The following is a 16,615-nucleotide window of genomic DNA, read 5'->3' as shown; positions in this document are numbered from 1 at the left end:
GTAAAAGATAGTCAGGCTTATCAGGCTTCAGACACAGAAAAGGAGCAGAACGACGGTTTGTGGTCAATCTCCTAGTCTCATTCATACCTGTGGAATGTCTGCATCAGGTGCAGGAATCTGCAAGGCTGTGGCCAGCTTTTGCAGAACTGGGCCACAGAAAAGTCCGCGACGGCGGAAAGCCTCCGGGGTCCATTCGAGCAGGAACAGCCGCGACCGCTCTCCATACAAGAAGTACGTACCTTGCAGAAAATAGCAGGGCTTCTCGCACCATGGCGGAGCATTTCCGCCCGCCAACCGCGCCAAGTGCTCAGCCATGCCACCAACATGCGCGCGCAGCATACTATTATTCAAATCTTCTGGCTCGTCATCATACACAGCAGTTGGCACGACTAAGTGGCCGTCACTCCACTCGGCTACTTCAATCAGATGGTCTATGAATTCCTTCATGGCTGCTGGGTATCCTGCGCCTGCTATAACTAGGCGGGACATGCATGCGAGTGACGTAGGGGCGGGCATGAACCTAAGGCGTATGTCTGGCGTAATATCCATGAGGATGAAGTTGGTTGAACCAGCGTAAACGACAAGCTCTGCATTACGAGTGTGGCAGAGTGGTGATCTCGGCGCTTGAATGATGTTGTCATGACGCTATCAGCCAATAGGAACACAAGGTAAAGTGTCTCCAAATGGTCTCACTAAAAAGGTCCATCTGGTTCACCTTGAAGATAGAATAAGCCGCTTTCGCGCTCGCAATCAAATCTCAACCTGTGATTACAATCATATATTTTTGTTATGTTGAGTCCTTGTACCAACGTCGGCTCGGCTGAGGTTATCGACAATCCCGAACACGAGTGAGATAGCTGATGAATGGGCAAGAGAATGAAATACAGCGAGCGGTAGTGATTCGCCACTTCATGAAACCAATTGTAAGAAGAACAGAATTTGTTCTAAAATCAGTTTTTCCGAAAGATGTTGTTCAAATCGAACTACTCGCCAAGATGCTTATGGAAAATCAACAAGCTTCTTGGTGGATCAATAATGGGAAAGATATTTTATGCCCATTTGAATCAGCACAGTGTTTTTCATTTAGTTCCGCATTATCAAATTGCTTGGTTTGTGCGACAATCATGATTGCAGACCATACGTCATTAGCCATCCTCTTGGATGAGCCTGTAAAACAGATCGACTCAGCGCGCTCAGATGAGCTGGCTTGGTTAAGCATCATTGAAAAAGCCAAAACCCAAGTCTGGCTATCTAACAAGGATTTGGGATCAATTTGAGGTTAGGAACTTTCGGGAACATCGCATACGGCGTAGCGATGATGGTCAAAAACGCCTCCTAAAAAGCCTTATCATGAATGGGTCATGCTTACATTCTTAAGACTATGTTCAGCTTGGCGCATTATACCGGGATAAGATCATGAGTAACATCATCAAGCAAGCCGAGTGCAACGACACCGTCGATGCCGGTTCTATAGATATCATAGCTGCTGTCCTGCAGGACATGGGGTATGTAAAATTTACTATCAGCGCTTCTAAAGGTACTCCCATGCTTTCGCGGGCTCGAGCGACGCGGATCGCACTCGCCCTAACAGCCAATCTGCAGCAAGATGGCCCATATGGGACGGAGGTCCTGTCATGATGTTTATCTAGTGACCGTTTACAGGTTATAAAGCGAAGCGACTATTCACCGTAATCTCGGATTTCTGGATTACCTTGTTGCCTAACCGAGAGGAGCATTCAACCATCTCCGCCGTCATGTGCCAATTACAACGCCGTGCGCTAAATCTGAAACACCTACAGCGGCGTTCTCGCGTTGCTGGGCGACATCACGCTCCAAAGTGATCCAGATTTAACGCAATCCGCTGTAAATGTCCAGGAACAGCCGGATCCCATTCTGGGACACTAGCAGGCTGGTGATCCAGCTCAACCATCTACTAACTCCAAATGTAGATTTGCACTGTCAAGGATGTTGTTCCACACGTCAAGATTAGCGTGAGGTCTAAAACTTCTCTCATAGGTGAGTGCGGTGGCTTGTTCAGCCAGTGTCATTCTAACTTAGGGTGCTAGAAAGATCAGGCACCGCGGCTCGCATCGCGTCGAGCATCAGCTTGTCCAAGCTGACCCGTTGCAGGGGAAAGCGGTCGAGCAGGACGCGTTCGGCATCCAGGAAGCGCCGCGCGTCCACGGTCAGGGCCATGAAGCCACCCGTGCGGAACGCATAGGTCAGCTTTTCCTCAAGCGGCTGCGCCACGACGACTTCCGGCGTCTGATCGACCGCCGGTCCCTCGGTCATGTGGCGATGAAGCGAACTGACGCCGGTGGACATCCCAAGCGCCGCCCGGTCGGCGTAGTAGCCGGGTCCCTGGCCGCCGTCCTGCCAGACCCGCCCGGCGCCGGCCTCCGCTAGCAGGGCGTCCAGCGCCGGCCGGCGCGGCAGCGGGGCCGCCTCCGGGTAGCGCCAGCGCATGCGCTCGCGTAGCTGATCCTCGGTCAGCATGGGGGGGCCGAGCAGGGAACCCAGCGCCAGCCGCAATGCTCGTTCCGGCGGCATGCCGCGCAGATAGATCTCCTGGCGGCTCGACAGCGCGGCATCGCGCGACGTCGCGACGGCCAGCGTCAGCAGCCGGGCGGGCTTGGCCGGGGTGGAGCCCTCCGGCCAAGCCCAGACGCTCGAACTCCTCCATCGCGCGCTGCGGTGCCAGCGGTGGGTCCTGGCGCGCCAAGGCATCGGCCTCGCGGCCCAGCGCATGAGCGTGGATCGCAAGCTCCAGGCTGTCGGCGACCAGCGGCGCCGCGTCGTCCTCGAACAACTGGAACCGGGGATCGACCAGGGCGCCCTCGGCATCTGCGGCGGCACGGACGACGGCGCCGGCCAGTCTCAGCCGCTCGTCCTCCGCCGCCATCGCCGAGCCCCGCATCGCAAGGACCTGACATGCCAGCTCGGTGGCGGTTATGACGGCGCCATGGGCATTCAGCAAGGCGCGGATGTCTTCACGCAATGCCGTCAGAAGCGGCTGCTTGTGCCAGCGTTCACGCCCCTTGGCTAGGGCGGTGACCACGGCGGTCCGGGCCATGCCGCAATGGCTGCCGACCTGACCGATCGTCGGCCATTCACGCGGCGGGTCGGTCGCCTCCAACCCCAGGAAGACAGCCAGCGCGCGGTCTTCCGCCGTCTCGTCGCCCAGCGCCCGGCGCGGGATCAGAACTTCCGCCAGCCGATCGACGGTGGGGACGCCCGCCGGCGCCGTTCCCGGTTCGGACGGCGCCGGGGCGCCTGGCACCAGATCGGGACGGAGTTGCGCCAGACGCTTCGCCTTCTCGCGGATCTCGCGGCAGATTCGGTCGCCGACGCCGGTCAGATAGCGCAAGGTGCGCCGGTGTACCGCAAGCAGGTCGCGCACGGTATGGATACCCACGCGGTCGAGCACGTCCTGCGCTTCGATCCCGTAGCCCAATTCGGAGATCGAGGTCTGCGCCGTGGTCCGGCGGGCGACGGCGTCGAAGCCGGCATCCTCGATCTTCTCCAGCGCCGGCTGGTCGAACACGTGCCGCCATGCGCGCTGCATGTCCTCGGCATTGTCGAACCGTTCGCGCGCGTCGCTGCGTAGCGCCTTGGTGAAGAAGCCCGTCAGCCCGTCGCGGAGATGCGGGTCGAAGCGGTCGGCCTCGATCACGGCTTCGGCGCCGACTGCGGCGGGATCGCTATGCTCGTCGCTCCAGGACGGGATGGTGCCGGTCAGCATCTCGTACAGCGTCACCGCGATGGCGAAGCGTTCGGCGTTGAGGTCCCAGCGCAGCGGCCGCCGCAGCGACAGGAAAGGGTCGAGATAGGGGCGCGTTCCCGCCTAGATATTGTCCGGCGAGGTCCGCGTCAGCGAGAAGTCGAACAGGATGAGGCGCTTGCGCTCCTTGCCCTCGGTGATCCCGATATTGTCCGGCTTGATGTCGCGGTGGGCGACACCCTTTTCCTCCAGGTGATCGACAGCACTCAGCAGTTCCTCGCCGAACCGCCGGATCAGGTCCAGCGACAGCCGTTCCTCGCGCCGGAGGTGGTGGGCCAGCGTCTGCCCGTTGACGTGCTCCATCAGGACCGCCATCCGCCCGGCCACCGTCAGCGTACACCGCATGTTCACGACGTTCTGGTGATGGAGCTTGGCCGGTGCTGCCCCTTCCGCCTGGAGCCGGTCGTTGTTGGCGGGGTCCAGCGCCACCTTGAGCACCAGTTCCTCTTCCGTCGGATCATCATCCGACTGCCGCCATCGTCGTGCCGAAGTGATCGTCCCGCGTCTTTAAACACCCAATTCGTTGACGCCATAAGGATAGATTTTTTGATGGCTAGCACGATCCTAAGGAAGGCTCCAGCGCTTGCTGACACCTGACGGGGGCGCTTCGCCCATCGTAGTGGGATTTTAGCGGGATGTTAGACCCGGAAAAGCCGGGAAAGTGGCGGACCCGATACGATTCGAACGTACGACCTCTGCCTTCGGAGGGCAGCGCTCTATCCAGCTGAGCTACGGGTCCAGCGACACGGCGGGGACCATAGCGCATGATGATCGTCCGCGCAAACGCCAATCACGATTATTCACGCGCGATGAAGAGCCCCATGCCGTTCCTCGTCCTCTCAAGGAACGGATGCCATATCCCGACGAAGCCACGGACCATCGGGGCACCTCCTGCCCGCCGGGCAACTACGATGGAATGAGGCTCCATCGGAGATTTTCTCCTGTCCGCCCAGCGATTCGCCTCGGGAAACGCCCAAACCGCCGACACCAGGGTTGATGTCGGAAGCTTGGTTCGCGCAACCCCCGAGAGGAGGCGCCACCATGATCAGGAGGGGGAAGATGAAGCGGCGCACAGGATACTCCAGCGTACAGTGTAAGTAGTCGTTGCCACGATCATATCAAACGATCGAGGCCACGACTCGCTATCGGAAGAATCCCGGCGGTGCGAAAGTATTAGGCGTGTCCACAGCGCCGTCACTAACGGCGCTGTCATGATGAGTACTCAGATGGCCAGATTAGTTTCGATCAGGATCGTGTCGCCGTCGAAGCGGGCGGCGTGCCAAGTGTCGGACGGGAAGTGGAACACGCTACCTGGCCCGAAGGCGTGCGAGCCCTGTTCCGTCTCCAGCGTGCCGGACCCGGAGACCACCTGCACGAACTGCTCGTGGGAATGGCTGTGACGCCCGGCTTCGGTCCCGGCCGGCACCCGAACCATGACGAGCGACGCGTGCGAACCGGGTATGACCCGCTTCGCCACTCCCGATGCCGAGATCTCCTCGGCCACGTCGTCCCAAGAAACGCAGTGCTGGTTCATCATGCCCCCGGAATTGGATGCCCGTCGATGGAAGCAAAACAGTGGAATCAAGCTGGAAGTTGCGGAACGCGCGGCTACCGGGCCGGATCCCCGCCGGCGGCTTCCGCGATGTGCCTGAGCTTGTCGGGATTGCGGGTTATGTATATGGCGGTGATGCGCCCGCTCTCGATCTCGAGCGCGGTGGTCTGCAGGACATCGTCGCGCTCGCGGCTGAGATAGCCGGGTAGCCCGTCGATCCACAAAGGCCGGATGAACGCGGCGGGCCGTGCGGTGAGCTTGCGGTGGAGTCCGGCGAACAGGCGCGCAACCCGCTCGATGCCGATGATGGGGTTGAGAAAGGCGAGCACCTTGCCGCCGCCATCCGCCCTCATCACCACGTCGTTGGCCAAGATGGCGCGGAGACCCGCCATGTCGCCGGTCGACGAGGCGGTGAAGAACGCCTGGGCGAGGTGATCGCCTTCCTCGCGCCCAACCTTGTATCGGGGGCGCGCCTCGCGGACGTGCTTCCGCGCCCGCACGGCGAGCTGGCGCACGGCGGCGGGGTCGCGCTCGAGCGTGCCGGCGATCTCGTCCAGTGGCTCACCGAACACGTCGTGCAGCAGGAAGGCGGCGCGCTCCAGCGGAGAGAGCCGTTCGAGCGCCAGCATCAGCGTCAGCGTCAATTCGTCGAACCGGATCTCGTCGTCCTCCGGTTCGGCGATCGGCTCCGGCAGCCACGAGCCGACATAGGTCTCCCGCCGGGCGCGGGCCGATTTCAAGGCGTCGAGGGCGAGCCGCGTCACCGTCCGGCTGAGAAAAGCCGCCGGTTCGAGCACGGTGGCCTGATCGACCCGGCACCAGCGCAGCCAAGCGTCCTGCACGATATCCTCGGCGTCGGACCAGGAGCCGAGCATGCGGTACGCGAGACGCACCAGCCGTGGCCGGTGCGTCTCGAACGAGTGGACCCCGCCGTCAGGCGCGGTCACGGGCGCCATCCGCCGGATGGGCGGCGCGGAAGCCCACTTGCAGCCGGTTCCAGGTGTTGATGGCGCCGATCGCCAGGGTCAGGTTCACTTGCTCCGCTTCCGTGAATTCGGCCTTGAGCAGGTCATAATCCGCGTCCGGCGCGCCGGTGTCCGCCAGTCTGGTCAGCGCCTCGGTCCATCCGAGCGCCGCCCTCTCCCGCGCGCTGTAGAAAGTGGACTCCCGCCAAGCGCTCAGCATGTAAAGCCGCATCTCGGTCTCGCCATGCTTTCGCAGGAAGGTCGCGTGCATGTGGATGCAGAAGGCGCAACCGTTGATCTGCGAGGCGCGCAGCTTGACGAGTTCGAGCAGATCGTGATCGAGCCCACTGGCGCCAAGGGCCGCTTCCAGCGCCATCATCGCCTTGATCGCCGCGGGAGCGGCCTTGTGGGGTTCCGCCAATCGAGGTGTCATCGTCGTCTCCATGGGTTTGGCATTGTGGGATGGGGGGATCCGATCCGTTGACGGGATGGCGCGGAGGAATGTGACATCGCGCGCGATTTTCTTGTTTCGCGCGACCAAGATCACCGGCCGATCGGCGTCGTCAGTTCCGTCTCGCCGGTGTCGACCACGAACACGGCGAGCAGGCGAGCGGGCTCGGTCTGGCTCGCGTTCCCGCTGACGGCATGGCGGTCCCCCGGCATCTCGGAGAAGCTCTCCCCCGCCCGATATGTCACGACCGGCCCGTCGTTGACGGCACCGCGGATGGCGCCTTCCAGCACGGTCGCGTAGATGAAGGCGGAACTGGCGTGGGTGTGCGCCGCCGAGGATCCGCCGGGGCCATACTCGACCAGCACGCCCTTGATGCTTTTCCCCGGCACGTTGGGAAGCGCGTGGTCGTAGACCAGCGTCACCTTGGAGTTGTTATCATGGGCGGAGTTCGTGTCGTGGGCCGCGGCGGCGCTGGTGCCAACGAGCACGATGGCCAGCGCGTGGAGGAAGCGTCTCATGGTCAACTCTTTTCCAGTCCTGAAGTGAAGTGGCGCGGGGCCGGCGGAGCGCCGGTCAGCCCCAGGCCCGCGACCTGCGGATCCAATCCTCGAAGCCGTTCGACCCGAGGCGAGGTTCGCCGCCGGGCATCAGCGAGCGGTCATCCAGGCGGGCGCCGAAATAGCGGGCCTCGATGTCGCCGACGACCTGGCGCGGATCCCTGATCGCCTTGAAATAGAGCGCGACCAACTCGCTCAGGCGGCCGCTCCGGGCCGGCGATCTCGATGGTGCCGTTGACGGGCTCGGCCAGCGCGACCCCCGCCATGGCGGCCGCGACGTCATCCGAGGCGATCGGCTGCACGGGGGCGGGCGACAGCCGCACGATATCGGCCCCGGCGCCCGGCTGGCCGCTCGACTTGGTACCGGGCCGCGCGCCTGACTGGATTATGCCGGCGAGGAACTCGAAGAACTGTGTCGATTGGACGATGGTGTGGGAGGGATGCCGGAGGCCCTGACCAGCCTCTCCCGCGCCAGCTTGCCCCGGCAATAGCCACTCTCCTGGAGCCGCTCCGTCCCGACCACGGGACAGCGCCCCGTGATGCCCAATCTTCGCCGCGGCTTCCGCCGCGAGCGGGTGGCGCCCCCATGTCTCGAAGAAGTCGAGGACCACCTCGTTCTCGAGGGAGGGTGAATTCACCAGATCCAGCACCACCCGCGCCCCGGCCAGCGAAGCCGCCAGCCCTTCCCCGGTGATGGTGTCAATCCCGGTGGCTGGCGACGCCGCCACCACCTCGTGGCCGGCGTCGCGCAAGATCCTGACGGTCTTGGAGCCGATCAGCCCGGTCCCGCCAATGACGACGATTTTCATGGTTCATCCTGAATGATGGGAAGCGGCGTCCGTGCCGCTTCGATGACAGGACGAGATAGAACATCCCCGTGTGACATGGAGGTTCGTGAAATTCTGGGCGCTGGGAGCCGTGCTGAGATCACGCGGCGGTTCCACTTCGGCGAGCCTGTCGCGGAAGACACGAAGTCGCTGGACGATCACCGTGATGGCATTGGCCGGAACCGACTTCTGGTAAGTCCAGCCCTTTCCGGACCTGAGGCCAGAACCGCCGCCTTACGGGTCGATAAACTGCGCTCCATCGAGGGAACACGCTGGCATGACGGAGGACGTTGGCGAGACGATCGGCCCGCGCTGCTCCGAATTGCTCCGCCGCGCCTCAGTCGAAGCCGGGATGGTCGACACCTTGGTCGTCGATTGCCGACCGGCTCAGGCCTCGTCCTGCAATCTTCCATAGACGGTGGAGCGCCGGCTGAACAGGCTGGCGGCATCGCCCTGGAACCGGCCGCACTCGTTCCGCGGCACCAGTGGCAGGATGCGGAGCGTGGTCAGCCCTAGGGCCGGATCCGAACCGGCGCCGACCCAATCATCCCATAGGTCGCAGACCGGACGCCAGCCGTCGAGCAGCCAGCCCAGCCGGTCGACCGACTGCTTCAAGCTGGCGCTCCGGACGTCCCAGCCCGCGAGCAACGCCGCCGGTGCCGCGATCTCCGCGTCGATCCGCTGGATCAGGTCCCCGCCGACCGCCAGGGTCAAGCGCGCGATGTCCGCGATCAGCGCCGCCGCGTCTCCGCCAGCGCCTTCGACGCGGGCGGTGAACTCCCCCACCCTGCCGAACAAGGTTCGCAACGGACCGCGGCCGCCAGCGGCGTCCACTCCCAGCGGAAGCGTCAGTGACGCGGTTTTCTGGATGCGCTCGAACGCCGCGTCGGGATCGGTTCCCAGGTTCAATCCCGCCAGGGTGGCCCGGGCGGCGGCCTTGCCGGCCGGCGTGCCGAGCGCCTCCGCGGTCATGGCGGCCGATTCGGCGGCCGGCACCAGACGACGCAGGATATCGCAGGTCGTCGCCATGGAGATCTCCGCCCGGTCGGCCAGCATGTCCTCGGCCTCTTGGAGCGCCGTCTCCCCAGCGAGGCCGCTGCGCGCGACCCGGTAGGCCGCGATCTGTACCCGCTCCGGCGTCACCGCCTTGGTCGTCAGGATTTCCGCGTGGAGCGTCAGGTCATGAAGGTTCAGGCCGAGCAGGTCGGGCAGCGAACGCCACGCCAGCACATAGATGCCGCGCCCGCCGGAAAAGCCATAGACCAGCACCTCGAGCTCGTCCCGCGCGTTGCGTCGGACGCGGGCATTGGCGAGATCGGGCTTCTGGAACGGTACCGTGGCCCCCCTCTCCTCGAAGGTCGCCGGCACATAGTCACCGGCGAGGCGGGTCGTGAAAGGGGGAGCTGTCTCGGTCATGGTGGTGGTCTCGTTCTTGACGGGCGCCACCATCATGCGCCCGATCCCGTTTACGAATTCATTCTGACGGGAGCGCAACAGGACCTGACGATCTCCGACAGGAAGGCCTCGCGGGTCTTGGGCGCCGGGCGGCCGGTCGCGTCGACGAAGGCGCCTTGCAGGAAGGACAGGACGCTTTCCTGCGGACACAGCGCCTCGAAGGCGTGGGCGGCCCGCGCCGCTACCCGCAGTGCGCGGTCGGCCGAGCCTCCACCCGGCGGATCATTCGCTGGCGCACCACTCCCGGGTGCCGCGTCCGGCATCGCCTCGATCGGTGGCCGGGCCAGGGTCGCGATCCGTTTGCTCGTGGCCGCCACCAGCCGTTCGACCGCCTTGCCGCCCATGTCGGACAAACCGGCTCCGGAACAGACCTCGCGGGCGACCGACAGCAGTTCGACGGTCGAGGTCAGGGCCGTGACGAACTCTTGTTCGTCGGATGTCCGCGGCATCGTGGTCAGGCGGACGATCATCTGGTCGACATTGGGCATCAGCTTGTCGTTGATGACGGTCTTGACCTCGCCGGCCAGCCGGTCGGCGGCGGCGGTCCCCGTGCGCCCCATCGGCTGGGCGCGCAGCACGGCGAGCCGCTCGGCCGCCGGGCGCAAGCCGCGGGCCAGCGCCGCCGGATCCAGCTCCTGGGCGCCCTCGTCCGAGGTCTCGACACCCAGGTCCCGGCGGGCGTCGTCCAGCGTGCAGCGGACGATGTCGGACAGGACGCGCGAGACCTCCTGCGATTTCTCGCGGCTCAGCGCCTCAGCGAACTTGGGAAAAGCCTTGCGGGTCGCAGGACAGCGCGCCAGCGCCAGCAGGAGCACCTGCATGGCGAGCGCGTCATGGGTGCCGATGGTCAGGAAGTCCGACACCGCGGCCGGGATCCGGCCCTCCATCAAGTGGCGCTTGATCCGGTGCAGGTAGTGGCGCAACCCGATCGCCGTCTCCATCTCGGGAACGATATCCCAGATGCCGGGATGGATCCGCTTGCCCACCGAGGCGATCGCGGCGTTGCCAATCGCGGCGACGCGCATCGCGGAGAGCGTGCTTCGAGCCGCGTCGAACAGGGGGTGGTCGAGGGCCGCCAAGTCCAGGCGGGCTGGCAAGGGAAACTCCGCCGTCGGCCCGCGCAGCAATTCGGGGACGGTCGCCGGCTTGGTCAGCAGGCGCCAGAACGGCATCAGGATCCGGCGGGGGATCAGCGCGTTGGGCCGCACCCGGGGGTCGCGATCGGTCAGTAGATCCTCGAACGGCAGGCAGAACAGCCGCATCGGGGTGATCACCTTGGGCAGCCGCGTCGTCCGCAGCCTTGGCCGCAACGCTCCTTCGAGAGCGGTCCTGGCTGGTGACAGCGGCAATTCGGTCGAGTACCGGTGTATCCGCTCGATCGTCCGAACCGGCAGGGTGGCGATCTCCTCGGCCGTCGGCAGGACGACCTCGAACCCCGCGTCGGGGCTGGAGCCAGTCTTGGAATCCGTCCTCGTGGTCCATCCGGGGACCGCCGCGTTCGCAGTCATCGCGCCCCAGCCCTCCCTGAACGTCGCCACCTCATGCCTACACCTTCGATACGTTCCCCTTCAACCGCGCCGACGATCATCCCCAGCTCTCGGTGACGCCCTGCCGCCGGCCTCGGACACGCGGCGCGCTGGCCGGCGGCGCCAGTTTCGAGGCCCAGACCGGCGTCGGGGCGGCTTTGCCGAACAGCCAGCCCTGCCCCAGGGTAACGCCGATGCCGCGCAGGAAGTCGCCCTGCTCCATCGTTTCGACCATCTCCCCGACGGTGACGATCTCGAGGTCGCCGCAAAGCCGAACCAGACCGCGCAACAAGGTGTCGTCGCGGCGCGATCCACCGATGCGCTTGATATAGGAACCGTCGATCTTGACGCCGGTGACCGTCAGCGCCTGGAGGTACTGGAACGAGGCGGCGCCCGCGCCGAAATCATCGATATAGACGTCGAAGCCGCGCCGCCTGATCTCCTGGATCACCCGTTCGGCCCGCGCCAGGTCCTGCAAACGGGCGCTCTCGGTGACCTCCAACGACAACCGGCCCGCCAAATCCCTGTTGTCGTCGAGCGAGGCCAGCAGCAGGCGGATGAACAGGGCGTTCTCCAGCGACTTGCCGGACATGTTGACGGCCAGGCGCAGGGGTTGGGCAGCGGGGCAGCGGCGGTCCTCCGCGCGGATCGCGGCGATGGAGCGGGTGAACACCGCGAAATCGAACTTCTCGATGACGCCGATCTCCTCGGCGAACTGGACCTTCTCGAACGGGCTGGAGCCGTCGGTGAAGCGAGCCAGCACCTCGAAGTGGTGCAACGCGTTGGAGGCCAGTTCGACGATCGGCTGGAACGACAGGTCGAACTTCTCCTCGCGCACGACCTCCGCGAAGTCGTTCATCCGCTCGATGGCGCTGTCGACCATCTGCTCGAAGGCCTCGGTCGCCGATCCCGGCAAGGCCGCGTCCAATCCCATCGCGGAAAAGCGGTTGACCGCGAATCGGACCGCCTGCAAAAGCTCGTCCGGTTCCAGGCCCTTGTCCGAGAGATCCAGGTTGTGGGCGCTGATGCCGAGATCGAAACCGTTGCGGGCTCCCTCGGCGGTGATGGCCGCCAAACCCTTCCGCAGGCTGGCGTCGTCGCCACCATGGGCGACGCCGAAACGGGTCTCGCTGAGCTGTGTCGCCGCGTTCTCGGCCACGGCCGCCCCCCGCAGCACGGTGTTGATGCGCTGAACCACCGTCTGGCACAGGGCGGGGTCGCGTTGCGCCAGACTGGCCAAGCCGGGGGCGTCGAGCAGGGTCAGCTCCGCTCCCGCCTCCCCCGCCTTGCTGGCGGCCGCCATGAATTCCTCGATGTCGGCCAGCGGCTTTTCCGCGCCATCGTTGGCGGGAAGCGCCGTCAGGACACAGGACAGCCACTCCTCGGGGCCCGCCAGCCGGCAGGCGCTGAGAGCGGCGCGGCGCGGCGGCTCGTTCCGCCTCTCCGGCACCGATGTAGCCGCCATGCGGACCGGCAGGGGTCCGCACCGGCCCCGCGGTCCCAGCGCCTCGACCATGGACTGGATCGCGGCGTGGTCCGCCGGATCGAACAGATCGAGCCAGTTGCGGCCGCGCAGCGAGTCATCCCGTTGATCCGTCAGGGTCAGCGCCGCTCCCAAAGCGAACCTGACCTCACCCGCGGCGCCCACCTCGATAAGAAGGTCGGCGGCGGCGAAGGCGAAAGAGATGAATCTCTTAATCTGGCTGCTCATTCGGCGGACTCTGTAAATCGGCGTCGCAATGTCTTTACGCGATCTTACTTTCACCCGCGTAAGAATCGTGAAAATCTTGATTAGATACTTAGTTATATAACATTTTGTAAAATTCTTACGATCCGACAATAAGCCTGTCTCATTTCATAGCCGAGCACTGCTTAGGCAATAGTTTAACAATTTCTTTCATTGGCTGAATATATCCAAGCCTTTGTAATGTCCCGCTTTCTTGTCCCTGAGGATGTCATGGGTTTGGAAGAAATAAAAAAAACCGCTCTAGATTCGGAAAGTCACGAGAGAAGATTAGCTGTTTTCAATCTGACAACAGCTGATATCGATCTAATTCGCGACCAAAAAGACTTCGCGGAAAACCGTTTGCCGTCACTGCTGGAACAATGGCACGTCCGGTTCTCCGCTTGGCCGGAAATGCAGTCGGCGTTGGCCAATCCCACCGTCCATGCCGTCCGGGTCGAACATTGGGTGCGTGCCGTTTCCGGAAGGATCGATGCCAATTTTCCGGATTCGGCGAAGCGGCTGGCCCGTGCCTTCTTCGACAACGGCGTGCCCGGCTACGCCGTCGCCATCTGCCACAATACCGTGATCAATGGCATCGTCGAGGAATTGGGACTCGACATCGGCCGGCGCGGTGTCGCCTCGCTGTTCGGCGCCGCCGAAGCCTCGCGGAAGCTCGCCTTGCGCGGCGCCCTGACCAAACTGGCTTGGATGGACTTGGAACTCCTGCTGGAGACCTATGCCGAGGCCGAGCGGGACAATAGGACGAAGGCGCTCCAGGCGATGGCGGAAACCGTCGAGCGGGAAGCCCGGTCCGCCGTCGAGCGGGTCGCCACGCACACCAGCGGCATGGCGCGCGACGCCGAGGGCATGGCACTGTCGGCCGAGCGCGTCGGTCACAACTCCCGGAGCGTCGCGGCGGCGGCCAATCAGGCGCTGATGAACGCCCAGACCGTCGCCAGCGCCACCGAACAGTTGGCGGCGTCGATCGGCGAGATCACCTCCCAGGTCGCCCATTCCGGTGTCGTGACCCGTCGCGCGGTCGAAAGCGGCGAGCGGACGCAGATAACGATCCGCTCGCTGTCCGAGACGGTCGGCAAGATCGACGAGGTCGTCAAGCTGATCAACGCCATCGCGGGACAGACCAACCTGCTGGCGCTGAACGCGACGATCGAGGCGGCTCGCGCCGGAGAGGCCGGCAAAGGCTTCGCGGTCGTGGCGCAGGAGGTCAAGAACCTCGCCACACAGACGGCCCGCTCGACCGAGGAGATCACCCGCCAGATCAGCGAGATCCAGAACGTCACCGCGGTGGCGGTAGGAGCCGTCGAGGAGATTGGCCACACCATCGGCGAGATCGACCGGGTCTCCAGCGCGATCGCGGCGGCCATGGAGGAGCAGGCGGCCGCCACCCAGGAGATCAGCCGGAACGTCGCCGAGACGACGGTCGCGGCCCAGGAGGTCTCGAACCGGATTTCCGACGTGTCGAGCGAGGCGACGAAGACGGGAGCCCAAGCCGCGGATGTCAAAGCCGGGTCCAGCGAGGTCGCCGTCAGCATCGAGGACCTTCGGCGCATCCTGGTCCGCGTGGTCCGCACCTCGACCGTCGAAGCCAACCGGCGGCGCGAGGCGCGGTTCACGGTCGATGAACCCTGCGTCGTGGAGTTCGGCTCGGAACGCCGAAACGCCCGGATGGCCGACCTGTCGCATGGCGGGGCCATGATCGCCGGTATCTCCGACGTCCAGCCCGGCACTCCGGGGGTGCTGACGCTGGACCGGCGCGGCATGCGGGTCCGCTTCACCGTGCTCAACACCGACCGTGGCGCCCTGCATATCGTCTTCAAGCCCGAGGATATGGCGGATCCCCGATTCGACGCCGCTTTCGAGGCGATCACCCAGGGACTGAAGCCGATCGAGGCCGCCGCCTGATCGCCTGAGGGTCGGCACTTGGATCAGGCCACGGCGGCGAGGCGGCCGGGATCGATCAGGACCAGCCGTCCCTTGCTGAATTCCAGCAATCCCTCCTGCCGCATCCGCTTCAGGGTGCGGCAGACATGGACGGGCGTCATGCCCGTCGCGTCGGCGATATGCGTCTGGTTGATCGGCAACCACACGGCGGGATCGTCACCCCCCTCGATCGCGCGGACCCGCTGGTGCAACTCGACCAGCAGGTTGGCGACGCGCCCGCGGGCGCTCTGCTGCCCCAGGGCTCCGACATGGTTCCAGGCCAGCATCGCCTCGCGGGTGACGGCTTCGGCATAGTTCATGGCGAAGCGCGGCGAACAGGAGCATTCCTTGAAGAACATGGAATGCTCCATCCCGCACAGCCTGACGGCGGTGATCGCCTCCGCGCCATAGGCCATTCCGGTCGCCTCGCTCCCCTCGAACCCGATCAGGTCGCCGGGCAGCACGAAGCGGATGATCTGGCGGTGGCCATCCTCGAACAGTTTCGATGTCAAGGCCCAGCCGGCCTGGAGCGTGAAGACCCGGTCGAAGGCGTCGCCCTCCCCGAACAGGACGGAGCCCGCCGCGAGGTTCCGGACACGGGGTCCGTCCGACGCCATCCTTTCGAAGTCATGGGGATCGACCTGATCGCACACGCCGTGGCGGCGGATCGGGCACCGCTCGCACAGGACCACGCGGGGCACCGATGCGATGGGTGACAACCTGGTACCAAGGACCATGGCGCTTCCCCGATAACGCTGTACCGACGATCACGATCGAGCCTAGGCGCATGGGCGATCCCTGTCCACCAATCGAAAGGTCAGGACGGGCTTGGTCAAGCGCTGGGCATAACATGATTAATCCAGGTTAAGGCACGGAACCCACCCGCGGCGCAGGATGAGGACGATCGCCGGTCCGGGAATGCCGGATGCCGTGATGGGGGGAAACAATGATCAGGAAGATCCTAGCGCCTTTGACGGGACAGCCGTCCGACCAGACGACGCTCGGGCTGGCGTTCATGGCGGCTCGACTGTTCGACGCCCATGTCGACGCGGTGTTCATCGCCTTGGACCCGCGTGAGGTCATCCCGATCATGGGCGAGGCGGTTCCGCCCGACATGATGGAGCGGCTGATCCAGCAACGGTGGGAAGCCATGGCCGCCGCCTCGCGGGAAGCCGATCTGTTCTTCAACCGCGCCAGATCCGCCGCCGACGCGCCTTTGGTCGAGCATCCCGCGGCGGAGGGACCAGAGGCGGGAACGCCGCAGGCGAGCGCGTGGTTTCACGTGAAAACAGGGCGGATCGACCGCGTCCTGACGCAGGTCGCCCGCTGCGCCGACCTGATCGTCGTGCCGCAGGGCAGCCACGCCGCTCTCGGCCCCCTGGCGACCGCCCGTGACGCCGTGCTGTTCGACGCTGGACGGCCGCTGCTGCTGGCGCCTCCCGTGTCGCCCCAGCGGTTCGGCCAGTCGGTCGCGGTGGCCTGGAACGACAGTGCCGAGTCCGCGCGCGCGGTCACCGCCGCGATGCCGTTCCTCGCCAAGGCCGGCAGGGTCTTCATCCTGGTCCGGGAGGACCCGCGCCGGCAGGTGGATGGCGCCGCCGATCTCGTGGCCCATCTGGCGTGGCATGGGGTGGACGCGGCGATCGACCGGCTGCCCCGGATCGCCGAGGAGCCGGTGGGCCATGTCCTGACGCAGCGCGCCCTCGATCTCGGTTCCAGCCTGCTGGTGATGGGAGCCTATGGCCACAGCCGTTTCCGCGAGATGATGCTGGGCGGGGCGACGCGTCAAGTGCTGGAGAACGCCTCGCGCATCCCCGTGCTGATGGCGCACTGA

At 64.6% G+C, this 16,615-nt stretch carries 18 protein-coding genes and 1 tRNA gene; 5 read left to right on the top strand and 14 right to left on the bottom strand.

The window, feature by feature from the left end; translation table 11 throughout:
• Positions 1–81: 81 nt before the first annotated feature.
• On the bottom strand, positions 82–447 hold the full coding sequence (locus N825_RS38605; RefSeq protein WP_157618909.1) for a hypothetical protein: 366 nt from the start codon (positions 445–447) through the stop codon (positions 82–84).
• Between the two features lie 413 nt (positions 448–860).
• Between N825_RS38605 and N825_RS38600 the strand changes: the two genes are divergently transcribed.
• Both N825_RS38600 and N825_RS00600 read left to right on the top strand, forming a co-directional pair.
• A complete protein-coding gene (locus N825_RS38600; protein WP_157618908.1) occupies positions 861–1,277 on the top strand; it encodes a hypothetical protein in 417 nt (138 codons plus the stop codon).
• 139 nt (positions 1,278–1,416) lie between these two features.
• The gene (locus tag N825_RS00600; RefSeq protein ID WP_037445898.1) at positions 1,417–1,638 is read left to right on the top strand and encodes a hypothetical protein; all 222 of its coding nucleotides are present in this window, start codon (positions 1,417–1,419) and stop codon (positions 1,636–1,638) included.
• 411 nt (positions 1,639–2,049) lie between these two features.
• On the opposite strand, the gene N825_RS38595 is transcribed toward N825_RS00600, so the two are convergent.
• The 9 genes from N825_RS38595 to N825_RS00550 form a co-directional block, all read right to left on the bottom strand.
• Positions 2,050–2,250 (bottom strand): hypothetical protein, encoded by a 201-nt coding sequence (locus N825_RS38595; protein WP_157618907.1) that lies wholly within the window; start codon positions 2,248–2,250, stop codon positions 2,050–2,052.
• Entirely contained in the window at positions 2,234–3,757 is a 1,524-nt protein-coding gene (locus N825_RS38590) for a hypothetical protein (protein WP_157618906.1), read from the bottom strand. The genes N825_RS38595 and N825_RS38590 overlap by 17 nt, the downstream gene beginning before the upstream one ends.
• A gap of 87 nt (positions 3,758–3,844) precedes the next feature.
• On the bottom strand, positions 3,845–4,276 hold the full coding sequence (locus tag N825_RS00580; protein WP_084164093.1) for a protein kinase domain-containing protein: 432 nt from the start codon (positions 4,274–4,276) through the stop codon (positions 3,845–3,847).
• 167 nt (positions 4,277–4,443) lie between these two features.
• Positions 4,444–4,520 (bottom strand) — tRNA-Arg (locus N825_RS00575).
• Between the two features lie 483 nt (positions 4,521–5,003).
• Positions 5,004–5,318, bottom strand: a complete 315-nt coding sequence (locus N825_RS00570; RefSeq protein WP_211098366.1) for a cupin domain-containing protein — start codon at positions 5,316–5,318, stop codon at positions 5,004–5,006.
• A gap of 71 nt (positions 5,319–5,389) precedes the next feature.
• Positions 5,390–6,280 (bottom strand): sigma-70 family RNA polymerase sigma factor, encoded by an 891-nt coding sequence (locus N825_RS00565; RefSeq protein WP_037446289.1) that lies wholly within the window; start codon positions 6,278–6,280, stop codon positions 5,390–5,392.
• Positions 6,267–6,731 (bottom strand): carboxymuconolactone decarboxylase family protein, encoded by a 465-nt coding sequence (locus N825_RS00560; protein WP_037446287.1) that lies wholly within the window; start codon positions 6,729–6,731, stop codon positions 6,267–6,269. The genes N825_RS00565 and N825_RS00560 overlap by 14 nt, the downstream gene beginning before the upstream one ends.
• Before the next feature lie 110 nt (positions 6,732–6,841).
• On the bottom strand, positions 6,842–7,267 hold the full coding sequence (locus tag N825_RS00555; RefSeq protein ID WP_037445889.1) for a cupin domain-containing protein: 426 nt from the start codon (positions 7,265–7,267) through the stop codon (positions 6,842–6,844).
• A 140-nt stretch (positions 7,268–7,407) separates the two neighbouring features.
• Complete coding sequence (locus N825_RS00550; RefSeq protein WP_245612959.1) at positions 7,408–8,115, bottom strand: SDR family oxidoreductase; 708 nt, start codon at positions 8,113–8,115, stop codon at positions 7,408–7,410.
• A 295-nt stretch (positions 8,116–8,410) separates the two neighbouring features.
• Here N825_RS00550 and N825_RS38585 point away from each other — a divergent pair, with 295 nt between their 5' ends.
• Complete coding sequence (locus N825_RS38585; RefSeq protein WP_157618905.1) at positions 8,411–8,548, top strand: hypothetical protein; 138 nt, start codon at positions 8,411–8,413, stop codon at positions 8,546–8,548.
• Here N825_RS38585 and N825_RS00545 read toward each other — a convergent pair.
• The 3 genes from N825_RS00545 to N825_RS00535 all read right to left on the bottom strand — a co-directional run bounded on the left by N825_RS00545 (position 8,521) and on the right by N825_RS00535 (position 12,825).
• On the bottom strand, positions 8,521–9,585 hold the full coding sequence (locus tag N825_RS00545; protein ID WP_037445887.1) for a hypothetical protein: 1,065 nt from the start codon (positions 9,583–9,585) through the stop codon (positions 8,521–8,523). The two genes, N825_RS38585 and N825_RS00545, sit on opposite strands and share 28 nt — an antisense overlap.
• 14 nt (positions 9,586–9,599) lie before the next feature.
• Positions 9,600–11,096: a hypothetical protein gene (locus N825_RS00540; RefSeq protein WP_157618904.1), complete on the bottom strand. Its 1,497-nt coding sequence runs from the start codon at positions 11,094–11,096 to the stop codon at positions 9,600–9,602.
• A 76-nt stretch (positions 11,097–11,172) separates the two neighbouring features.
• Positions 11,173–12,825 carry a sensor domain-containing phosphodiesterase gene (locus tag N825_RS00535; RefSeq protein WP_037445885.1) on the bottom strand — a complete coding sequence of 551 codons (1,653 nt, stop codon included), beginning with the start codon at positions 12,823–12,825 and terminating at the stop codon, positions 11,173–11,175.
• Positions 12,826–13,041: 216 nt separating this feature from the next.
• Between N825_RS00535 and N825_RS00530 the strand changes: the two genes are divergently transcribed.
• Positions 13,042–14,763 (top strand): methyl-accepting chemotaxis protein, encoded by a 1,722-nt coding sequence (locus N825_RS00530; RefSeq protein ID WP_084164079.1) that lies wholly within the window; start codon positions 13,042–13,044, stop codon positions 14,761–14,763.
• Between the two features lie 23 nt (positions 14,764–14,786).
• Here N825_RS00530 and N825_RS00525 read toward each other — a convergent pair whose 3' ends face one another.
• Positions 14,787–15,518 carry a Crp/Fnr family transcriptional regulator gene (locus N825_RS00525; protein ID WP_037445883.1) on the bottom strand — a complete coding sequence of 244 codons (732 nt, stop codon included), beginning with the start codon at positions 15,516–15,518 and terminating at the stop codon, positions 14,787–14,789.
• A 209-nt stretch (positions 15,519–15,727) separates the two neighbouring features.
• On the opposite strand from N825_RS00525, the gene N825_RS00520 reads away from it, so the two are divergent.
• Positions 15,728–16,615 (top strand): universal stress protein, encoded by an 888-nt coding sequence (locus N825_RS00520; RefSeq protein ID WP_037445881.1) that lies wholly within the window; start codon positions 15,728–15,730, stop codon positions 16,613–16,615.

Source organism: Skermanella stibiiresistens SB22 (assembly GCF_000576635.1).
In the GTDB taxonomy this organism is placed as follows: Bacteria; Pseudomonadota; Alphaproteobacteria; order Azospirillales; family Azospirillaceae; genus Skermanella; species Skermanella stibiiresistens.
This window is presented reverse-complemented; position numbering and strand designations above follow the sequence as displayed.

Coding starts and splice junctions, on each gene's coding strand:
- N825_RS38585 (WP_157618905.1), top strand. CDS start 8,411: ATGACGGAGGACGTTGGCGAGACGATCGGCCCGCGCTGCTCCGAATTG.
- N825_RS38605 (WP_157618909.1), bottom strand. CDS start 447: ATGAAGGAATTCATAGACCATCTGATTGAAGTAGCCGAGTGGAGTGAC.
- N825_RS00535 (WP_037445885.1), bottom strand. CDS start 12,825: ATGAGCAGCCAGATTAAGAGATTCATCTCTTTCGCCTTCGCCGCCGCC.
- N825_RS00530 (WP_084164079.1), top strand. CDS start 13,042: ATGTCCCGCTTTCTTGTCCCTGAGGATGTCATGGGTTTGGAAGAAATA.
- N825_RS00540 (WP_157618904.1), bottom strand. CDS start 11,096: ATGACTGCGAACGCGGCGGTCCCCGGATGGACCACGAGGACGGATTCC.
- N825_RS00525 (WP_037445883.1), bottom strand. CDS start 15,518: ATGGTCCTTGGTACCAGGTTGTCACCCATCGCATCGGTGCCCCGCGTG.
- N825_RS00555 (WP_037445889.1), bottom strand. CDS start 7,267: ATGAGACGCTTCCTCCACGCGCTGGCCATCGTGCTCGTTGGCACCAGC.
- N825_RS00600 (WP_037445898.1), top strand. CDS start 1,417: ATGAGTAACATCATCAAGCAAGCCGAGTGCAACGACACCGTCGATGCC.
- N825_RS00560 (WP_037446287.1), bottom strand. CDS start 6,731: ATGACACCTCGATTGGCGGAACCCCACAAGGCCGCTCCCGCGGCGATC.
- N825_RS00520 (WP_037445881.1), top strand. CDS start 15,728: ATGATCAGGAAGATCCTAGCGCCTTTGACGGGACAGCCGTCCGACCAG.
- N825_RS00570 (WP_211098366.1), bottom strand. CDS start 5,318: ATGATGAACCAGCACTGCGTTTCTTGGGACGACGTGGCCGAGGAGATC.
- N825_RS00550 (WP_245612959.1), bottom strand. CDS start 8,115: ATGAAAATCGTCGTCATTGGCGGGACCGGGCTGATCGGCTCCAAGACC.
- N825_RS38600 (WP_157618908.1), top strand. CDS start 861: ATGAATGGGCAAGAGAATGAAATACAGCGAGCGGTAGTGATTCGCCAC.
- N825_RS00545 (WP_037445887.1), bottom strand. CDS start 9,585: ATGATGGTGGCGCCCGTCAAGAACGAGACCACCACCATGACCGAGACA.